At 53.7% G+C, this 17,371-nt stretch carries 14 protein-coding genes and 1 other RNA gene; all 15 read right to left on the bottom strand.

Annotation, left to right across the window (positions count from 1 at the left end; translation table 11 throughout):
- Positions 1-16 precede the first annotated feature (16 nt).
- The 15 genes from ftsZ to rnpB all read right to left on the bottom strand — a co-directional run bounded on the left by ftsZ (position 17) and on the right by rnpB (position 17,354).
- The gene (gene ftsZ, locus MXMO3_RS07095) at positions 17-1,651 is read right to left on the bottom strand and encodes a cell division protein FtsZ (protein WP_027834446.1); all 1,635 of its coding nucleotides are present in this window, start codon (positions 1,649-1,651) and stop codon (positions 17-19) included.
- A gap of 197 nt (positions 1,652-1,848) precedes the next feature.
- On the bottom strand, positions 1,849-3,162 hold the full coding sequence (gene ftsA / locus MXMO3_RS07090; RefSeq protein WP_036221656.1) for a cell division protein FtsA: 1,314 nt from the start codon (positions 3,160-3,162) through the stop codon (positions 1,849-1,851).
- On the bottom strand, positions 3,159-4,049 hold the full coding sequence (locus MXMO3_RS07085) for a cell division protein FtsQ/DivIB (RefSeq protein ID WP_117395409.1): 891 nt from the start codon (positions 4,047-4,049) through the stop codon (positions 3,159-3,161). The genes ftsA and MXMO3_RS07085 overlap by 4 nt, the downstream gene beginning before the upstream one ends.
- Positions 4,037-4,957, bottom strand: coding sequence for a D-alanine--D-alanine ligase (locus MXMO3_RS07080; protein WP_117395408.1), 921 nt, complete (start codon positions 4,955-4,957; stop codon positions 4,037-4,039). Before MXMO3_RS07080 ends, MXMO3_RS07085 begins: the two co-directional genes overlap by 13 nt.
- A gap of 2 nt (positions 4,958-4,959) precedes the next feature.
- Positions 4,960-5,937: a UDP-N-acetylmuramate dehydrogenase gene (murB, locus tag MXMO3_RS07075; RefSeq protein WP_027834449.1), complete on the bottom strand. Its 978-nt coding sequence runs from the start codon at positions 5,935-5,937 to the stop codon at positions 4,960-4,962.
- 3 nt (positions 5,938-5,940) lie between these two features.
- On the bottom strand, positions 5,941-7,353 hold the full coding sequence (gene murC, locus MXMO3_RS07070; protein WP_027834450.1) for a UDP-N-acetylmuramate--L-alanine ligase: 1,413 nt from the start codon (positions 7,351-7,353) through the stop codon (positions 5,941-5,943).
- 12 nt (positions 7,354-7,365) lie between these two features.
- Positions 7,366-8,457 carry an undecaprenyldiphospho-muramoylpentapeptide beta-N-acetylglucosaminyltransferase gene (gene murG, locus MXMO3_RS07065; protein ID WP_027834451.1) on the bottom strand — a complete coding sequence of 364 codons (1,092 nt, stop codon included), beginning with the start codon at positions 8,455-8,457 and terminating at the stop codon, positions 7,366-7,368.
- A complete protein-coding gene (locus MXMO3_RS07060; protein ID WP_117395407.1) occupies positions 8,454-9,626 on the bottom strand; it encodes an FtsW/RodA/SpoVE family cell cycle protein in 1,173 nt (390 codons plus the stop codon). The genes murG and MXMO3_RS07060 overlap by 4 nt, the downstream gene beginning before the upstream one ends.
- A 114-nt stretch (positions 9,627-9,740) precedes the next feature.
- Entirely contained in the window at positions 9,741-10,826 is a 1,086-nt protein-coding gene (gene mraY, locus MXMO3_RS07055) for a phospho-N-acetylmuramoyl-pentapeptide-transferase (protein ID WP_027834453.1), read from the bottom strand.
- 27 nt (positions 10,827-10,853) lie between these two features.
- The gene (locus tag MXMO3_RS07050) at positions 10,854-12,266 is read right to left on the bottom strand and encodes a UDP-N-acetylmuramoyl-tripeptide--D-alanyl-D-alanine ligase (RefSeq protein ID WP_162889168.1); all 1,413 of its coding nucleotides are present in this window, start codon (positions 12,264-12,266) and stop codon (positions 10,854-10,856) included.
- A 2-nt stretch (positions 12,267-12,268) separates the two neighbouring features.
- Positions 12,269-13,708: a UDP-N-acetylmuramoyl-L-alanyl-D-glutamate--2,6-diaminopimelate ligase gene (locus tag MXMO3_RS07045; RefSeq protein ID WP_084634070.1), complete on the bottom strand. Its 1,440-nt coding sequence runs from the start codon at positions 13,706-13,708 to the stop codon at positions 12,269-12,271.
- A complete protein-coding gene (locus MXMO3_RS07040) occupies positions 13,705-15,423 on the bottom strand; it encodes a peptidoglycan D,D-transpeptidase FtsI family protein (RefSeq protein WP_027834456.1) in 1,719 nt (572 codons plus the stop codon). The genes MXMO3_RS07045 and MXMO3_RS07040 overlap by 4 nt, the downstream gene beginning before the upstream one ends.
- Positions 15,420-15,821, bottom strand: coding sequence for a cell division protein FtsL (ftsL, locus tag MXMO3_RS07035; protein ID WP_117395405.1), 402 nt, complete (start codon positions 15,819-15,821; stop codon positions 15,420-15,422). Before ftsL ends, MXMO3_RS07040 begins: the two co-directional genes overlap by 4 nt.
- The gene (gene rsmH / locus MXMO3_RS07030; protein WP_117395404.1) at positions 15,821-16,843 is read right to left on the bottom strand and encodes a 16S rRNA (cytosine(1402)-N(4))-methyltransferase RsmH; all 1,023 of its coding nucleotides are present in this window, start codon (positions 16,841-16,843) and stop codon (positions 15,821-15,823) included. Before rsmH ends, ftsL begins: the two co-directional genes overlap by 1 nt.
- A 135-nt stretch (positions 16,844-16,978) precedes the next feature.
- Positions 16,979-17,354, bottom strand: an RNA gene (gene rnpB, locus MXMO3_RS07025) — RNase P RNA component class A.
- Positions 17,355-17,371: the final 17 nt, after the last annotated feature.

The following is a 17,371-nucleotide window of genomic DNA, read 5'->3' as shown; positions in this document are numbered from 1 at the left end:
TTTTATGCCCTTAAAACTAACCGTGGCGTTTTAAGAAACTTGGAATTTCTAACTGCTCTTTTTGTGCAGTTGGCTGGGGTGCTGGACGCCCAGTTTGATCAAGCTGACCCTGCGCACCTTGGGGCTTGGAAGGCCGTTGAGGACTAGCTTCCACGGCATTCCGCGCCATTGCGTCATCAGCTTTTTTCTCGTCGAATTCTTCCTTGCCTTGCAGCCCTACATTACTGGCCAAGCGGCGGAAAAGGGCACGAGCATTGCCCGGCTCTTTTTGCACCTCTTGTTGCGCTTGAGCAACGCTTTCTTGTGCGACCCGTGGCAGTTCATCCGCACGCGGCATACGACGCGGTGCAACTCGCTCTGCACTTTGAGGCACATAAGTCTGACGTGGCTCCACATCGCGAGGAGCAGGTTCGTCGTCAATATTCGCGACAGGCTCTGCACTCGGGCGATATGGCTCAACGGTCACATCATCCTTTTGCGGTGCCTTATGATTTGGTTTCGATCCCAAAGCCTGGTTCACCGCCTTTTGCATGGCGATATCCAGCTCATCCGCAGGTGCAGCTTCGGCTTTTGGTGCTTCCGCTTTTACCTCATGGTCAGGCTTTGTCGCGGTCGCTGGGGCCTCGCGGTTCACGCGAATGGCACGATCAGCATTTGGCTCAACTGGGTCCATCGCCTGCACCATGGCAGCATCTGTGCCAGTCGCCACAACCGAAACGCGGATTTGACCATCCAAGCTGTCATCAAAGGTCGCGCCCAAAATGATATTGGCGTCTGAATCAACTTCTTCACGGATACGGCTGGCTGCTTCGTCAACTTCGTAAAGTGTGAGGTCTGAACCACCAGTGATCGAAATCAACAGCCCGCGCGCGCCCTGCATGGAAATATCATCCAGTAATGGGTTCGCAATCGCAGCTTCAGCGGCGTGACGCGCACGATCTTCGCCTTCGGCCTCGCCTGTGCCCATCATGGCTTTGCCCATGCCGCGCATTACAGCACGAACGTCAGCAAAGTCGAGATTGATCAGGCCTTCTTTCACCATCAAGTCGGTGATGCAGGCAACGCCGGAAAAGAGCACTTCGTCAGCCATGGAGAACGCATCCGCAAATGTCGTTTTCTCATTGGCCACACGGAAGAGATTTTGGTTTGGGATCACAATCAGCGTATCAACATGGCGATGTAGCTCATCAATGCCATCATCTGCCAACCGCATGCGGCGTGCGCCTTCAAATTGGAAAGGCTTGGTCACCACGCCAACGGTCAAAATACCTTGCTCGCGGGCTGCGCGGGCAACGACAGGCGCTGCACCTGTACCGGTACCACCGCCCATACCGGCGGTAATAAAGCACATGTGCGACCCGTTAAGGTGATCTGAAATTTCGTCAATTGTCTCTTCAGCTGCTGCGCGCCCCACTTCGGGATGCGAGCCTGCACCGAGACCCTCGGTGACGCCAACGCCGAGTTGCACGACCCGCTCTGCCTTAGACAGTGCGAGCGCTTGGGCGTCTGTGTTGGCCACAACAAATTCGACCCCTTCTAGGCCCGAATCGATCATATTATTCACCGCATTGCCGCCGGCACCGCCAACGCCAAATACCGTAATACGTGGCTTGAGTTCTTGAATATCTGGAATTTGAAGTTTGATGCTCATTTCTGGCCCCATTGTGCTCCGTTGGCTCTAAAATTACTGCCAGAACGTTAAGCACTCCCTAACAATTGCATCATTTTTATTAACTTTAATGCATTTTGGGTCACTTTGTGACCGACTAGGCAAGAATTTGTTTAGCATAACAGAGTGTTAAAGGCGCAGCTTAAGCCAAAAGCGCAACTGTTTTTTTTAATCAGGGATTAGAAGCTCGACTTGAGCCAATGGCCGATATTTTTGAACCAGCCGAATTTGCCGTGCTCGCCAGACTTGGCGGTGGGCTCCACAAATTCAAGTTCGCACACTTGCGGATAGATCAGCATGCCCACAACTGTTGAAAAAGCAGGCCCCTTGGCGACGGTGGGTAACTTGGCAACGCCCAATGGCCGCCCCTGCCGCACATTGCGCGCCAAAACACGGCGAGCGATTTCGGGCAAGCCTGTCATTTCACTGGCCCCGCCCGTCAACACAAATCGACGACCACACACATCCATCATACCTGTCGCCACCATCCGGTCGCGCAATAGGGTCAATATGTCTTCCACTTGAGGTCGGACAATCCGGGTAAGCGTGGTCCGCGGAATTTGCGTCGGCGCTTCGTCTGGCGTCGATCCGACAGGCTGGATGGACACCATATCACGTTCATCACTTTGCCCTGGCAACACGGAGGTGAACAGCGTTTTGAGCCGTTCTGCATCTTCAAAGCTAACCGACAATTGCCGCGCGATTTCGTGAGTAATGTGCTGTCCGCCAACCGCAATCGAATCAGCGTAAACAAGATAACCATCTTTAAAAACGCTCATAGTGGTCGTGGCGCCACCAAAATCGACAATCGCCACACCTAACTGTGCCTCATCATCAACCAGACATGCCAAGCCACTGGCGTAAGGCGTGGCCATAAAGGCCTCAACTTGCAAGTGACAGCGATTAAGCACCAGCTCAATATTGCGCATTGAAAGTGTTTCAGCACTCACCACCGCCACATCGACGCCGAGCATATCGCCGACCATGCCACGCGGATCTTGAATGCCCTTATGGCCATCCAACGAATAGCCGATGGGCAATGCATGCAACACGGATCGTTCATCCCGGATCGAACGCTCATTCACGGTTTGCAGCACTTTTGCCAAATCCCGCGCTTCCGCCTCGTGGCCATCAAGCGACACTGTTGCGGCAAAGGTTTCCGACCCCAAACGCCCTGCTGATATATTGACAATCAAGGATTGTACGGTGACCCCGGCATTGCGCTCGGCCATGCCGACCACCGACCGCACAGCGTGCTCAGCCGCGTCCAAATCGGTCACGATGCCACCTTTAACGCCCGCAGAGGGGCCAAATGCAAAGCCAAGCACTTCGGCCTGGTGCGTGCGGCCGCGCAATGCCTTGCCTTCAGGCTGCGGCGTTAGGCGTGCAATGATGCAGCAAATCTTGGTCGAGCCAATATCCAAAACGGTCACCAAGCTTGCTTTGCCTGGTTGCACCGGCTTGAGCCGCGCCGTCATTGCCTCAGAGATCATTGGGTGTTGGCCTCATCCTGATCGGTGCCTGCGCGGTCTACGGGACGCACAGCGATAAAATCTTTCAAACGAAAATCTAAAATTTCAATGTCGCGAGACAGCAATTGCTTTTCAGTATCCAATGCCACGATCTTTGCCAGTGCTTGATCGACATCTTTTTCAGGCAGCATGATGCGCAGGCCCGTATCATAGATCAAATCCCAACGACGATCGCCAATGCGGCTCACCGCCAACAAATCCTGCTGCAACAATTCGTATGGTTCAAGCGCTTTAATCAAGCTGGCTGCATCGTCAGCAGCACCGTCGCCAATGAACAGCGGCAATCCGTCAATGCCCCCCTGCTCCAAGCTCACCAGCTTGTCGCCTTTGGCATCAATGGCAAAGCTCACCCCATCAATGCGCCACACCGCAATCGGTGTTTTCTCCACCAGCTCGATGTTCAAAGAATTGGGATAGATCTTGCGAATGGTCGCACTTTTTATGGAGGGCAATGCCTCAATGCGCTGCCGCGCTGCTTCTGCATCAAAATTGACCAGCGAAATATTGCCCTGCAAACCGATCGCTTCAAAAAGCGCGGCCTCTTTGGTTAGGCCATATCCAGAGAGCGACACTTCGGACACCGCAAGGCCCGCATACGCAAACAGGCTGGCGGCGCTCTCTGTCACAACCGTTGCCCCATTCACCAAATGGTTGCGATTGATCATGCCGACGCCCAACACAAGCACCACGATAAACAACGCCAAAAGCTGAACGCCCAATCGCTTATGCAACACCCAAGTGCGTTGCCCGCGCGCCACCAACTGGTTGGTTTTGCGCAGGGCTGGCAAATAGTGCATAGGCGCTGGCAGTGCCAGCGCGCGCGATTGTGGCTTCTTTATCTCTCGCAAGAGGCGTCCTCCAAAATCCAGCGGACCAAATCTTCAAAATCATGCCCGGCATGTGCGGCCATTTCCGGCACGAGCGAGGTGGGCGTCATACCCGGCTGCGTGTTGATTTCAAGGCAAATCAAATCGCCCTCTTCACCACCATGCATGGATAAACGGAAGTCTGTGCGGGTCACCCCTTTGCACCCCAAACTCTCATGTGCCTTTAGCGCTAGTTTCTGCGCAGTTTGGTAAATATTCGATGAAACATCGGCAGGGAATATGTGCTTTGATCCCCCTTGTGCGTATTTGGCTTCGTAATTGTAAAAGTTTAAATCCGTGATCACCTCGGTCACGGCCAAGGCCACACCGCCCATCACAGCACATGTCAGCTCGCGGCCAGCAATGTAACGCTCGACCATCAGCTCTTCACCGCTTTTCCAATCGGTGCGCAAGATTTCTTGCGGCGGATGTTCTGTGCCCTGCTTGACGATAAACACGCCAACGCTTGATCCGTCCGCCACAGGCTTGATCACATAGGGCGGCTCCATCTGATGCTTGCGGGCCACTTCGTCTCGCGACGCAACAAAATGGTCGGTGACCGGAATGCCGTTGGCTTTGAAAAACACTTTCGACAAATGCTTATTCATCGCAATGGATGACGCGGAAACGCCAGAGTGGGTATAGGGAATGCCCATAATCTCCAGCAGCCCCTGCACCGTGCCATCCTCACCAAAACGACCATGCAGCGCGTTAAAGGCCACATCAGGTTTCAGCTCTTCGAGAACGTGGCCTAAATCACGGTCCACATCAATGCGGGACACTTGATAACCACACCGTTCCAACGCATCGGCGCAGGCTTTACCAGATGAGAGCGACACTTCGCGCTCACTGGCCCAGCCGCCCATCAAAACTGCGACATGTTTGGTCATGCTTACACCTGCCCGGTGAACACATCACCATCTAGAAATTCCTTGACCTCTTGCCCGGGCACAAAGTGGCCCATGCGGCGAATTTCCCAGCGCAGTTCAATGCCGGAATTTTCCCGCACGCGATTGCGCACCGTTTCACCAAGGGTTTCGATGTCGTGCGCCGTTGCTTCCCCCAAATTGAGCAAGAAGTTGCAGTGCTTTTCCGACACTTGCGCGTCGCCAACCTTAAGGCCACGACAGCCCGCCGCATCCACCAATTTCCAAGAAGAATGTCCCTCAGGGTTCTTAAAGGTTGAGCCGCCGGTGCGGGCGCGCGTGGGTTGCGACCCTTCGCGGGTTTCGGTGATTTCCTTCATCCGCGCTTTAATGTCGTCCGGCTCGCCTTCAAACCCTTGATAAACAGCTTGGGTGAAAACAACGCCACGCGGGCCATTATTCTTGCGATATTTATAGCCCATATCCGCATTGGTCAGCGTGACGATCTCGCCGTCGCGGTTTACACCGCGCAACTCCACCATGCGGTCTTTGGTTTCAGTGCCATAGCACCCCGCATTCATATAAAGCGCCCCGCCAATGCCGCCCGGAATACCGCGATAAAAGGTCAAACCATCAATGCCATGCTCGGCAGCGGCCGTCGCCACTTTCACGTCGGGCAATGCCGCACCCACGCGCAATTTGTGGTCGCCCAACGCTTCAACCTTGCCAAAGCCTTTGCCCGAAAGCCGCAGCACAACACCGTCCAAACCGCCATCACGGATCAACAGGTTGGAGCCAAGCCCCATCACCGTCAGCTTGATATCTTTGGGCAAATTTTTCAAAAACAGCTGCAAATCGGCCTCATCTGCAGGCTGGAAATAAAGTTGTGCCGGGCCGCCGACACGAAACCAGGTAATTTCATTCAAAGGTTGGTTTGGAATCAAACGACCACGAATGTCATTCGTCCAGTCACCAAGTTGGGGCAATAAATCTGGAAAGCTCATAAGTTACTTCTCACCGATATAAGTTTTGAGTTCGTCAGGCAGCGCTGCTGCCCACTGGGTGATGTTGCCTGCCCCCAGACACACCACATAATCATCAGGCTTCACGCGCTCAGAAAGCACTTTGGCCAGATGCTCTGGTCCTTCCAAGATACGGGCATCACGATGGCCTTTCGCCCGCATCCGCTCCACAAGTGAAGCGTTGGAAACACCTTCGCGTGGCTCTTCCCCCGCTGCAAACACTGGCGCAATCAGCACGGTGTTGGCGTCGTTGAAACAGCCCGCAAATTCTTCAAACAAATCATCAAGCCGCGAATAACGGTGCGGCTGCATCACGGCGATCACATCGCCTTTGGCGGCGCTGCGTGCCGCGGTCAAAACAGAAGAAATCTCTACAGGGTGATGCGCATAATCATCGATAATGCGGACACCGTCGACAATGCCCGTCGTTGTAAATCGGCGCTTCACGCCCGAAAAATTCATCAGGCCTTTGCGGATATCCTCCGGCGACACACCCAACCGATTGGCTACGGCAATCGCCGCTGTCGCGTTCAACGCGTTGTAAATGCCCGGCATAGGCAATTCGAGCCCGTCAATCTGCGTTTCACCACCCTGAATGCGGTGCCGAATGGTCACATCGAACACGTTGTGACCGTTTTTCACCCGCACATTTTTCAGCAACACATCAGACTGTGGGTTTTGCCCATAGGTGATGACACGACGGTCGGTGATTTCCCCCACCAAGGCCTGCACCACGGGATGATCCATACACATCACCGCAAAGCCATAAAAAGGCACATTTTCCACAAAGGTAATAAAGGCCTTTTTGACCTCTTCAAACGATCCATAATGGTCCAAATGCTCAGGATCGACATTTGTCACCACCGCCACATCGGCAGGTAATTTGACAAAGGTGCCGTCGCTTTCGTCCGCTTCTACAACCATCCATTCGCCATCGCCCAAGCGCGCATTGGTGCCATAGGCGTTAATAATGCCACCATTGATAACCGTCGGATCCATGCGCCCGGCCTCAAGCAAAGTGGAGACCAGCGAAGTTGTGGTGGTTTTCCCGTGTGTGCCGCCAATGGCAATGGCGTTCTTAAAGCGCATAATCTCGGCCAGCATTTCGGCTCGGCGCACAATCGGCAAGGCGCGCGCCCGCGCTTCCATCAATTCTGGATTGTCTTTTTGGATGGCCGACGAAATGACAACAACAGCCGCATCTTTGAGATTTTCGGCCCGTTGGCCAATTTCAACAGCGATGCCTTTTTCCTGCAAGCGCGTCACATTGGGGTTTTGCGTCAGGTCTGAGCCGCGCACTTGATAGCCCTGATTGTGCAACACTTCTGCAATGCCGCTCATCCCGATCCCGCCAATGCCCACAAAGTGCACTGGACCTATATTTTGTGGCATCTTCATCAATGCTCTCCTTTATCCCGCTTTTGCGGTCTGTTCTGTGAGATCGGCCAAGCGCTGAACCGCGTCTGGCACCCCGACTTGCTTGGCATTTGCTGCCATTTGCTGCAGCTGGGCAGGATCGGCCAATAATTCTGTAATCTTTGTGGCAAGTGAATGCGGTGAAAGTGCGGCTTGCTCCATCACCACGCCGCCGCCAACCGCTTCCATGCGCTTGGCATTGTTCAACTGGTCCTGATCGATTGAACCTGGCAATGGCACATAGATACATGGGCGCCCGATCGCGGCCATTTCCGCTACCGTCAAGGCCCCTGCCCGCGAAACCACCAAATGGCTTTTCGAGATCAATCGCGGCAAATCCTTGAAAAACGTCGCCGCTTCAACACTCACCCGCGCTTGCGCATAGACTTCAACCATACGCTGCAAATCTTCATCGCGACACTGCTGCACCAGCTTCAGCCGTGTGCGCAATTCCCGCGGCAGCGCCGCAATCGCCCCCGGCAAAACGTCCGAAAAAACCTGCGCCCCTTGCGATCCGCCAAAAACGGTGATGCGCACATCATGATCCGGGCCGAGCGGTGGATAGGGCGTTTCAGCAACCTTATGCACCATGTCGCGCACCGGATTGCCGGTCAGCACAACTTTGTTGCTATAGGGCTCTGCATATTTTGTCTCGTCAAACCCCAGCGCCAGCTTTTCGCAAAACCGCACCAACGCGCGATTGGCACGCCCCAGCACCGAGTTGGCCTCGTGCAACACGCCGGGAATGCCCAACAATGAGGCCGCCAAAAAAGGCGGAAATGTCGGGTAGCCGCCAAATCCGACAATCGCATCGGGGTCGATGCGTTTGAGCGCTTTATGCGCTTTACGCACACCACCAAGAATGGTGAACCCGGCTTTCAAAGCCTTGATCGGATGGCGCAAATTTGGTGTGGCTGCGGGCACAATGATCGTCTCGACCGCTGGGAAATCTCCGCCATAATTCTTGGCGCGGGCATCAGTCATCAAATAGATCGTATGCCCTCGGCGCAACAATTCTTCTGCCAATGCCTGAGCGGGAAACAAATGCCCCCCGGTGCCCCCGGCAACCATCACAAATTTGCTCATAGTGCTTCCTGCCGAACAGTCAGCCGCGAAATCGGCAAACCGGACGGAATGGTCTCCTGTGGTTTTCTGCGGGTTAGCCCTATCAAAAGCCCCATCCCAAAAGCAACGGCAATCATTGAGGTGCCGCCATAAGAAACAAATGGCAGCGTCATCCCTTTCGGCGGAATAAGGTTCAAATTCACCGCCAGATTAATCGCCGATTGCACGCCAAACTGGATGGCCAACGCGCTCACGGCCAACCGCGCAAACAAGTTTGTTTGCTGCTGCGCCAGCAATAAGGAGCGTACCACGATAAAGGCAATCAGGCTGACCAACACCAAGCAGAACAAAATGCCGAACTCACCCGCCGCCGCAGAGAACACAAAGTCGGCGTGGGCATCCGGCAATGAACGCTTGGCAACGCCTTCCCCCGGGCCAAGGCCAAACCAGCCCCCTTCCAGCAAAGACTGTAAGGCCTTCTCAACCTGATAATTGTCACCGGTTTCCGGGTTAAAAAAGGCATCAAACCGCCGTGTCACGTGGGGGAAAAAGAAATAAGCCCCCGTGATCGCGGCCAGTGCCAAGCCGCCCAAAAGCGAAATCAGCCACCAGCTAATGCCGGAAATAAACAAAAGCCCTGCCCATGTGAACACCACCAGCGCTGTTTGGCCAATGTCGGGCTGCAACAACAAAATGCCAACAATGATCGTAAGCAGCATAATGGTCATCGAATGACCCGGCACATCCTGCAACCGCATTTTTTCCGAAATCAACCACGCCGAAATCACCGCAAAGGCTGGTTTCACAAATTCAATCGGCTGAAAAGAAAAACCACCAACCGCAATCCAGCGTTGAGACCCTTTCGCCTCGTAGCCCACTAGCAAGGTGCCTGCCAGCGCTATCAACCCAAAGGCCAACACCAGAAGGGCCGCCTGCCGCGCCATGCGTGGGGTCAGAAAACTCCCCATAATCATTACAATTGTCGCCGGCAGCAAAAAGAAGATGTGGCGCACAATGAAGTGCCACTCGCTCAAGCCCAAGCGGGATGCAACCGCTGGCGAGGCCGCAAAGGACATGATCACCCCCGCCCCCATCAAGGCAAAGAAAGCTGCCAGCAACGGACGATCCACCGTCCACCACCATTCAGCCAAGGGTGTTTTACGCTCTCGTGAAAACTCGCGGGAAAACATCAAATGCCATCACCAAATCAAATCAAAAAACTTTAGGTGAATAAAATTACACCAAAAGTGGTTACCAACTCGCAACCATTTGCCGTTTGGTAAAGAAAATGATGATGATTTTGCTTAACGAAGCTTTAATGAGCTGAGACCAACCATGGCCAAAACAAAAGCAATAATCCAAAAACGGATCACAATCTGGCTTTCTGTCCACCCCAAATGCTCGAAATGGTGGTGGATCGGTGCCATCTTGAAAATGCGTTTGCCCGTCGTCTTATAGGAAATCACCTGCACAATCACAGAGACCGTTTCCAAAACGAACAGACCGCCAATAATGGCCAAGACGATTTCGTGCTTTGTGGCCACCGCAATCGCGCCCAACATGCCGCCCAGCGCCAGCGAACCCGTGTCGCCCATAAATATGGAAGCTGGCGGCGCGTTAAACCATAAAAAGCCCAAGCCCGCACCAATCAACGCGCCACAGAGCACGGCCAATTCACCTGTGCCCGGCACGAAATTGATCAACAAATAGCCGGAAAAGATTTCGTTACCCACCAAATAGGCGATCAACCCGAAGGACCCTGCCGCAATCATTACCGGCACGATGGCCAAACCATCCAACCCGTCCGTTAAATTGACTGAATTACCAGCGGAGACAATAACAAAGCCGCCAAAAATGATGAAAAACCAGCCCAGATCGAGCATGAAATCCTTGATGAACGGGAAGGCCAGCGACGTTGAAAACGGCGCGTCACCCAACTGGGTCACAAAAAAACAAGCCAGGCCGGAAATGGCGGCTTCCAATGCCAAGCGTTGACGCCCACCAAAGCCGGAATTGGTGGCCTTGCTGACCTTCAAATAGTCATCATAAAACCCAATGGCGCCGAAACCGACCGTTACGCCCAACACGATCCATACATAGCCATTGGTCAAATCCGCCCACAACAAGGTCGAAGCGGTCAATGACATTAAAATCATCAACCCACCCATGGTTGGGGTGCCTTTTTTGGTGATCAAGTGGCTGGCCGGTCCATCTTCCCGAATGGGCTGCCCATGGCCTTGGCGCAGGCGCAAAGCATTGATTAATTGCGGCCCAAACAAGAACACGAAAAACAGAGCTGTAATAGTTGCGCCGCCTGTGCGAAAGGTCAGATAGCGAAACACATTAAATGGCGCAAAAACATCGCCAAATTGCTGTAGAAAATAGAACATGTGTAGGCTTTAACCCTTCTACTGCGCTTAAACTTTAACCGGCGGCCACTTCTCGCGACACACCTGAACCAGCGCCCCCAGTCCAATCCCGTTCGACCCTTTGACCATAACTAAGTCGCCCGGTGCAAGCCAATTTGCCAATTTTGACAAAAGCCCTTCGCGGTTTTCCGCCCAATCCACAGGCACCTGCGCGTCCAATTCATCGCGTAGATGCGCCATCATCGGCCCCACCAAAAAACATTGTGCCGGCCCAAGCGTTAGAATGGGTGTTGCCAACGCGCGGTGCAGCTCAGGGGATTTTTCGCCGAGCTCCAGCATATCCCCCAGGATCACGCAAATGCGGCCCTGATGCGCTGTTTGCGCCAACGTGTCCAATGCGGCCTGCATTGACGAGGGGTTCGCATTGTAACTCTCGTCAACAAGCACAAATGTGCTGTCGTCGATGGCCATCTCAAGCACTTCGCCCCGCCCCGGCGGTGCCACATAGGCGCGCAACGCATCGATCAAGCTGTCCGAATTCAAGTCAAACGCGCGACCAATCAAATAAGCACAAGCCGCATTGGGCAACGCATGCGCGCCAAGTTGCGGCACCAGCAATGTGCCTTCATTGCCGCGAAAACAAAATTTCGAGGAGATTTGCCCATCGGCCAGCTTGGGCGCCCCCAAACGCAAATCGGCCCCAGGTGCAAAACCGTAAGTTGTTACCTCGTGACGCCCCAAGCCCGCCGCGCGGCCTTGCAAATAGGGCAAATAATCATGATCAGCGCCCAAAAAGATTTGGCCGTTCGGCTCCAAACCTTCAAAAATCTCGGCCTTGGCATCAGCGATGCCGTAAAGGTCGGGGAAGTTTTCCAAATGTGCGGCCGCGATCTTGGTGATCACAGCCATATGCGGACGCACCATGGCAACCAAATGGCGGATTTCGTCCGCATGGTTCATGCCCAGCTCAAACACGCCATAGTCGGTGTCCGCCGGCATACGCGCCAGCATCAGCGGCACGCCCCAATGATTGTTGAATGATTTGATCGAATAATGGGTCTTGCCAAATTGCTCGAGCATAATCCGAACGGCTTCTTTGGTGGACGTTTTGCCCACACTGCCCGTGATCGCAATCACATGCCCCGACACGCGGGCGCGGGCAGCCATACCTAGCTGTTCCAGCCCCTGTAGCGCGTCATCAACAACAAGAAGGCCTTCAATCTCCGGATGCGCCTGCGCAAACTTTGCGTTGACCAACGCCGCCCCTGCGCCCTTTTCCAACGCCTGCACAACAAAGTCGTGCCCATCAAATTGATCACCTTTGATCGCCACGAACAAATCGTGCGCGGCAACCGTTCGACTATCTATGGAAACGCCAAAGATTTCGCGGTCCGGTGCGAGATTGCCTAGGGGCGCCCCTGTCGCCCGGCAAATCTCATCAATGGTCCACAAACTTGCCACGTCTATCCAATAGCCTTCAAAATAACTTCATGATCTGAAAAATCGTGCTTCTCAGTGCCAATGATTTGATAATCCTCATGGCCCTTACCTGCCACCAAAAGCACATCGCCCTCGCCCATCATCTCCAAACCCATTTCAATGGCTTTTCGGCGATCCGGCACATCTTTACATTCAGGTGCGGCCTTCATCACCTCATCGCGAATGGCTTGCGGGTCTTCGGTACGCGGATTGTCGTCAGTCAAAATGGCCACGTCCGCATACTCGACAGCGATTTTACCCATCGGACCACGCTTGCCCTTGTCGCGATCGCCACCGCAACCGAACACAGCAATCAGCTTGCCGGTCACAAACGGCCGCAGGCTTTCCAACGCGGTTTTGAGGGCATCTGGCGTATGCGAATAATCAACATATGCCGCGCCACCCTTGTGTTCAGCCACTTTTTCTAACCGCCCTTTGGCCCCTTCGAGCTTTGACAATGATTCAAGCGCGTCATCTTTATCTACGCCTGTGGCCACGGCCATGGCGAAGGCAACCAACGCATTGCTGACCTGAAACTTGCCAGCCATCGGCAGCAAAAACTCAACATCTTCGCCCACCAAGCGGCCCTTGACCCGTTGGGAATAACCTTCCGGCTCAACGGAGAACACTTCAAAATAAGCGCCATTTTCGCCAACGGTCAGCACGGTGCCGCCGCGCTCCAGTCCGGCCATCATAAACGGCATCGCCTCATCATCATCCATATTGATGACGCAGGTACCACCCTCGGTCAAAAGCTCACGGAACAAACGCAATTTTGCGTCGTGATAGGCTTCCATCGTTTCGTGATAATCCAAATGATCCCGAGACAAATTGGTGAAGCCAACAACACGAAATTTCATGCCATCCAAACGGCGCTGGTCCAACCCGTGGCTAGACGCTTCAAGCGCGATATGGTCGACACCCTCGTTTTTGAGTTTTCTCAATTCCTGATGCAATTGCATCGGCCCGGGCGTGGTCAACTCACCTTCGATGTGTTTATCTTTGGTGGCGATGCCCAAGGTGCCAACAGAAGCGGCATTCAAATGATTGTCGATCCAGATTTGACGCAGGAACGACACCACTGACGTTTTGCCATTGGTGCCCGTTACGGCCACGGGGTAGGCCGGCTGCGGTTCATTAACCCGACGTGCAGCGCGCGCAAAAGCTGCGCGCACATCGTTGACCAAATAAATCGGGACGCCCGGATTATAGTCCAAACCCCGGTCTGTGACGATGGCAACTGCGCCAAGCCGCACCACATCTTTGACAAACTCATTGCCATGCACTTTTTCACCAGGCAGGGCAAAAAAGGCATCACCTTTAGTCACATGTCGGGAATCAGAAGTAATCCCTTCAATATCAAGATCCATAAACTCCTGAGCGCTCTCAGCACCAACCAAAAGCTTTTTAATGGAAAAACTCATATTTCCCCCAACTGGCGAAGCTCAACAGGCACAAGCTGAGCATCTATTTCCGGATCATGGTTTGGCATAACCCCCAACATGGGTGCAACCTTTTCTATGATCCGACCTGTCACCTCGCCCGCATTCCATGCGGCGGTGCGACCACTTTGTTCATTTTCTCGTTTCGGCTCATCCACCAGAATGACCATTGCATATTTTGGCGCATCCATGGGAAACGCTGAGGCAAAAACAGCCAAGCTTTTATCGCTGGAATATTTGCCATCAACCACTTTTTCCGCCGTTCCTGTCTTACCACCTACGCGATAACCATCAGGAGAGGCTTTACGGCCGGAGCCTTCTAACGCATTTAGACGCATCAAATACCGAATATAGTTACTGGTTCGTTCACTCACGACCTGTTTTGCACTGGAAAGCGCCGCAATTTCATCGCGCGGGAACAAGGTCGGCTCAACATAATTGCCGCCATTGACCAAGGCGCTGATGGCTGTTGCAAGGTGCAACGGCGTTACAGAAAAGCCATGCCCGAACGACGCGGTGGCGGCTTCCACCTCGCCAAAACTGTCGGCAATTTTTGAAGAAGTCCGCTCCGGCAGTTCGATGGTTGGCGCACCCTCAAAGCCCATTTTACCCAAAAAGGACCGATATGCATCTTTGCCAATCATTTGCATCATTTTGATCGTGCCAATGTTGGACGAGTATTTATAGACTTCCGGCACACTCAGCACACGGTTTTTGCCGTGGAAGTCACCAATCGAAAAGCGCCCGAACCGAACAGCCTTTGTGGCATCAAATTTATCCGTGATTTGCACTTTGCCACTGTCCAAGGTGGCCGCCATGGTCATGGTTTTGAACACTGACCCCAGCTCGAATTTACCGGCAGTGATGCGGTTCAACCGCCCCTCTTCCAGCGCACTGGCAGGCTCGTTCGGATCAAAGTCGGGCAAGCTGACCAGCGCCACGATCTCACCCGTGTTCACATCCATCATCACGCCAGCAGCGGCAATGGCTTGGTAACGATCCAACGCGTCCATCAATTGATTGTGCATAATGTGCTGCACCCGCAGATCAATCGAAAGATTGACCGGCTGCAATGACCGATTGCGCGCCAGCCCCAACTCTTGAAGCAAGGCAACGTCTTGGCCATCCAAATAGCGCTCAATTCCAGCAATGCCGACATTGTCGACGTTAACGGCACCCAAAATATGTGATGCCACAGCGCCACCGGGATAAAAGCGACGGCTTTCGGTCACAAAATCAACCCCGGGAATGCCCAATCGCAAGATGCGCGCTTTTTGCTGCGGCGTCAGTTCGCGCTGCAACCACACAAAACCTTCGTCACCATCCAGCCGTTCGCGCAACAGCTTCTTGTCCATTTGCGGCAGTTCAGCGCTTAAGGCATCTACCGCCTCATCCACATCCACAATGCGGCGCGGCTCCGCAAAAAGGCTGGGCACCTGAATGTCTACCGCCAATTGACGCCCGCTACGATCCAATATTTCTGGCCGTGTCGCTGTCAAAGCGGGACGTTCGTGGCCGGAATTATTCTCAGCCACTTCGGTGTTGGCGATGTTGATCAACCTTGCACCGACCACACCAAACAGCAAAAGCGCCACAATCAGCGAGAGCCGAATGCGGCTCTGGGTCATATGACGACGTGCCTTACGCGCGCCCTCAAGGGTGATGGTCGAGCTATGTGTTGTCCCTAAATCACTCATGGGCGACGCTCCGGTGGGGTGGGACCAACGCTGGGCAATTCAGACATCTCATTTGGATCAACACCCGCCTCAAGTGACAGCAGCAGCGCTTCCAACCCATCTTGGTCCGGGCCTGCTGGTCGCATCGGGATATCTTCAATGCGTTGATATTGTTCAGTTTTAATCGGCTCAAGATTAAGCACCGCCGCGTGGCGCTCCACAATCGGCTGCAAGCGACCGGGCTGGTTCAAATAGGCCCAATCCGCTTTCAATGTGCCCAATTCCTGTGTTTTCTCGGCAATGTCATCTTCAAGCGCAGCCACTTGCACGCTCAAATCCTCTGCGTGATATTTTTGCGCATACACCAAAATGAGCGCGCAAAAACTCGTCAGCAACAAACCAAGGTTCACCCAACGCATCACGTTTTCGCCCCTATCTCTTGCTTTTTCGCCATTCCCGGCACCCCAAGCCCATCAATATTGAATGGACGCGCAGGCACATCATTGCGCGTTGCATAGCGCAACGTGGCCGACCGTGCGCGGGGATTGCGGTTCAACTCTTCTTTTGATGGCCGTACCGGCTTCGAAATATCATCCCACGTCTGTGGCGCAGCCTCAGACATTGGCATATGGCGAGACTGCTGCACCTGCGGCTTAAAAAAGCGCTTCACAATGCGGTCTTCCATCGAATGAAAGGTTACGACAGCCAATTTTCCACCGGGTTGAAGCAATGCTTCCGCATCAAAGAGCCCATGCACCAATTGATTATATTCGGCATTCACGGCGATCCGCAGGGCCTGGAACGTCTTGGTGGCAGGATGCGCCGCCTTGCCCGGCTTGCCACGCCCCAGCGTTTTTTCAATCAAATCAGCCAATTCTTTGGTGGTGGTCAGCGGGCCATTTTCCCGCGCCGCAACGATTGCTTTGGCCACAGCCCGCGCCCGTTTTTCTTCACCAAACCCGAAAATCAAATCGGAAAGCTCGCGCTCTTCCAACCCATTGACCATATCTGCGGCCGTTGCGCCGCGTTGCTCCATGCGCATATCCAGCGGCCCGTCGCGCATAAAGGAAAAGCCGCGTTCACCTTGGTCGAGTTGCATCGAACTCACACCAATATCAAGCACAATCGCGTCAATATCGGTTAGCTCGGCGTCTGCAAGCAGCGCCTGCATTTGTCCAAATTGCCCGGCCAAAAACTGGAATTGATCACCAAAATCAGCTTTCAACTGATCAACAAACGGCATCACGGACGGATCACGATCAATCCCGATCACCCGCGCACCCGCATCCAAAAACGAACGTGAATATCCACCCGCGCCTAATGTGCCATCAACAATGCACTTGTCGGCAACAGGCGCCAAACCTTCAATAACTTCTTGAATGAGAACAGGAATATGCGATTGATCTGACGACAAATTATTCTCGTCCTGATGTTGAACCATCAGTTGTGATACTCCTGTTGAACCAAATACGCGGCACAGCACCTAATAAGCGCTTTTGACCTATCGGCAAAATATAGCTAACTGAGCCTTAAGATTAGGTTTCAAATTTCACCGAATTTGGAAATTGGTATGGAAAATGTCAGTTGGTCTATAAGCCGGATTCTGTAAGGCAGAAAAATCTGCGTGGCAGCCATTCATCTGCGCCCCTTGTTGCCAAGTGGCTGTTGCAACCAACCCGGATGACTGATCTGGAAACCGATCCGCACAGGCAAGCCTGCACTATGCCATCCCTATTTGGTTTTGCTCCCGGTGGGGTTTACCATGCCGAACCTGTTGCCAGCTTCGCGGTGCGCTCTTACCGCACCCTTTCACCCTTACCGCGATAAACGCGGCGGTTTGCTTTCTGTGGCACTTTCCCTAAGGTCGCCCTCGCCGGACGTTATCCGGCACCGTGTCTCCATGGAGTCCGGACTTTCCTCTCCTAAAAAGGAGCGACTGCCCGACCAACTGACCCGCTTTCAATAGGGA

Origin of the sequence: Maritalea myrionectae (assembly GCF_003433515.1) — a bacterium.
In the GTDB taxonomy this organism is placed as follows: domain Bacteria; phylum Pseudomonadota; class Alphaproteobacteria; order Rhizobiales; family Devosiaceae; genus Maritalea; species Maritalea myrionectae.
The sequence above is the reverse complement of the archived record's forward strand: the minus strand, read 5'-3'. Positions and strand labels throughout refer to the sequence as shown.

Excerpts from the sequence above, each read along its gene's own strand:
- ftsZ (WP_027834446.1), bottom strand. The coding sequence starts at position 1,651 with ATGAGCATCAAACTTCAAATTCCAGATATTCAAGAACTCAAGCCACGT.
- ftsA (WP_036221656.1), bottom strand. The coding sequence starts at position 3,162 with ATGATCTCTGAGGCAATGACGGCGCGGCTCAAGCCGGTGCAACCAGGC.
- MXMO3_RS07080 (WP_117395408.1), bottom strand. The coding sequence starts at position 4,957 with ATGACCAAACATGTCGCAGTTTTGATGGGCGGCTGGGCCAGTGAGCGC.
- murB (WP_027834449.1), bottom strand. The coding sequence starts at position 5,937 with ATGAGCTTTCCAGATTTATTGCCCCAACTTGGTGACTGGACGAATGAC.
- murC (WP_027834450.1), bottom strand. The coding sequence starts at position 7,353 with ATGAAGATGCCACAAAATATAGGTCCAGTGCACTTTGTGGGCATTGGC.
- murG (WP_027834451.1), bottom strand. The coding sequence starts at position 8,457 with ATGAGCAAATTTGTGATGGTTGCCGGGGGCACCGGGGGGCATTTGTTT.
- MXMO3_RS07060 (WP_117395407.1), bottom strand. The coding sequence starts at position 9,626 with ATGTTTTCCCGCGAGTTTTCACGAGAGCGTAAAACACCCTTGGCTGAA.
- mraY (WP_027834453.1), bottom strand. The coding sequence starts at position 10,826 with ATGTTCTATTTTCTACAGCAATTTGGCGATGTTTTTGCGCCATTTAAT.
- MXMO3_RS07045 (WP_084634070.1), bottom strand. The coding sequence starts at position 13,708 with ATGAGTTTTTCCATTAAAAAGCTTTTGGTTGGTGCTGAGAGCGCTCAG.
- MXMO3_RS07040 (WP_027834456.1), bottom strand. The coding sequence starts at position 15,423 with ATGAGTGATTTAGGGACAACACATAGCTCGACCATCACCCTTGAGGGC.
- ftsL (WP_117395405.1), bottom strand. The coding sequence starts at position 15,821 with ATGCGTTGGGTGAACCTTGGTTTGTTGCTGACGAGTTTTTGCGCGCTC.
- rsmH (WP_117395404.1), bottom strand. The coding sequence starts at position 16,843 with ATGGTTCAACATCAGGACGAGAATAATTTGTCGTCAGATCAATCGCAT.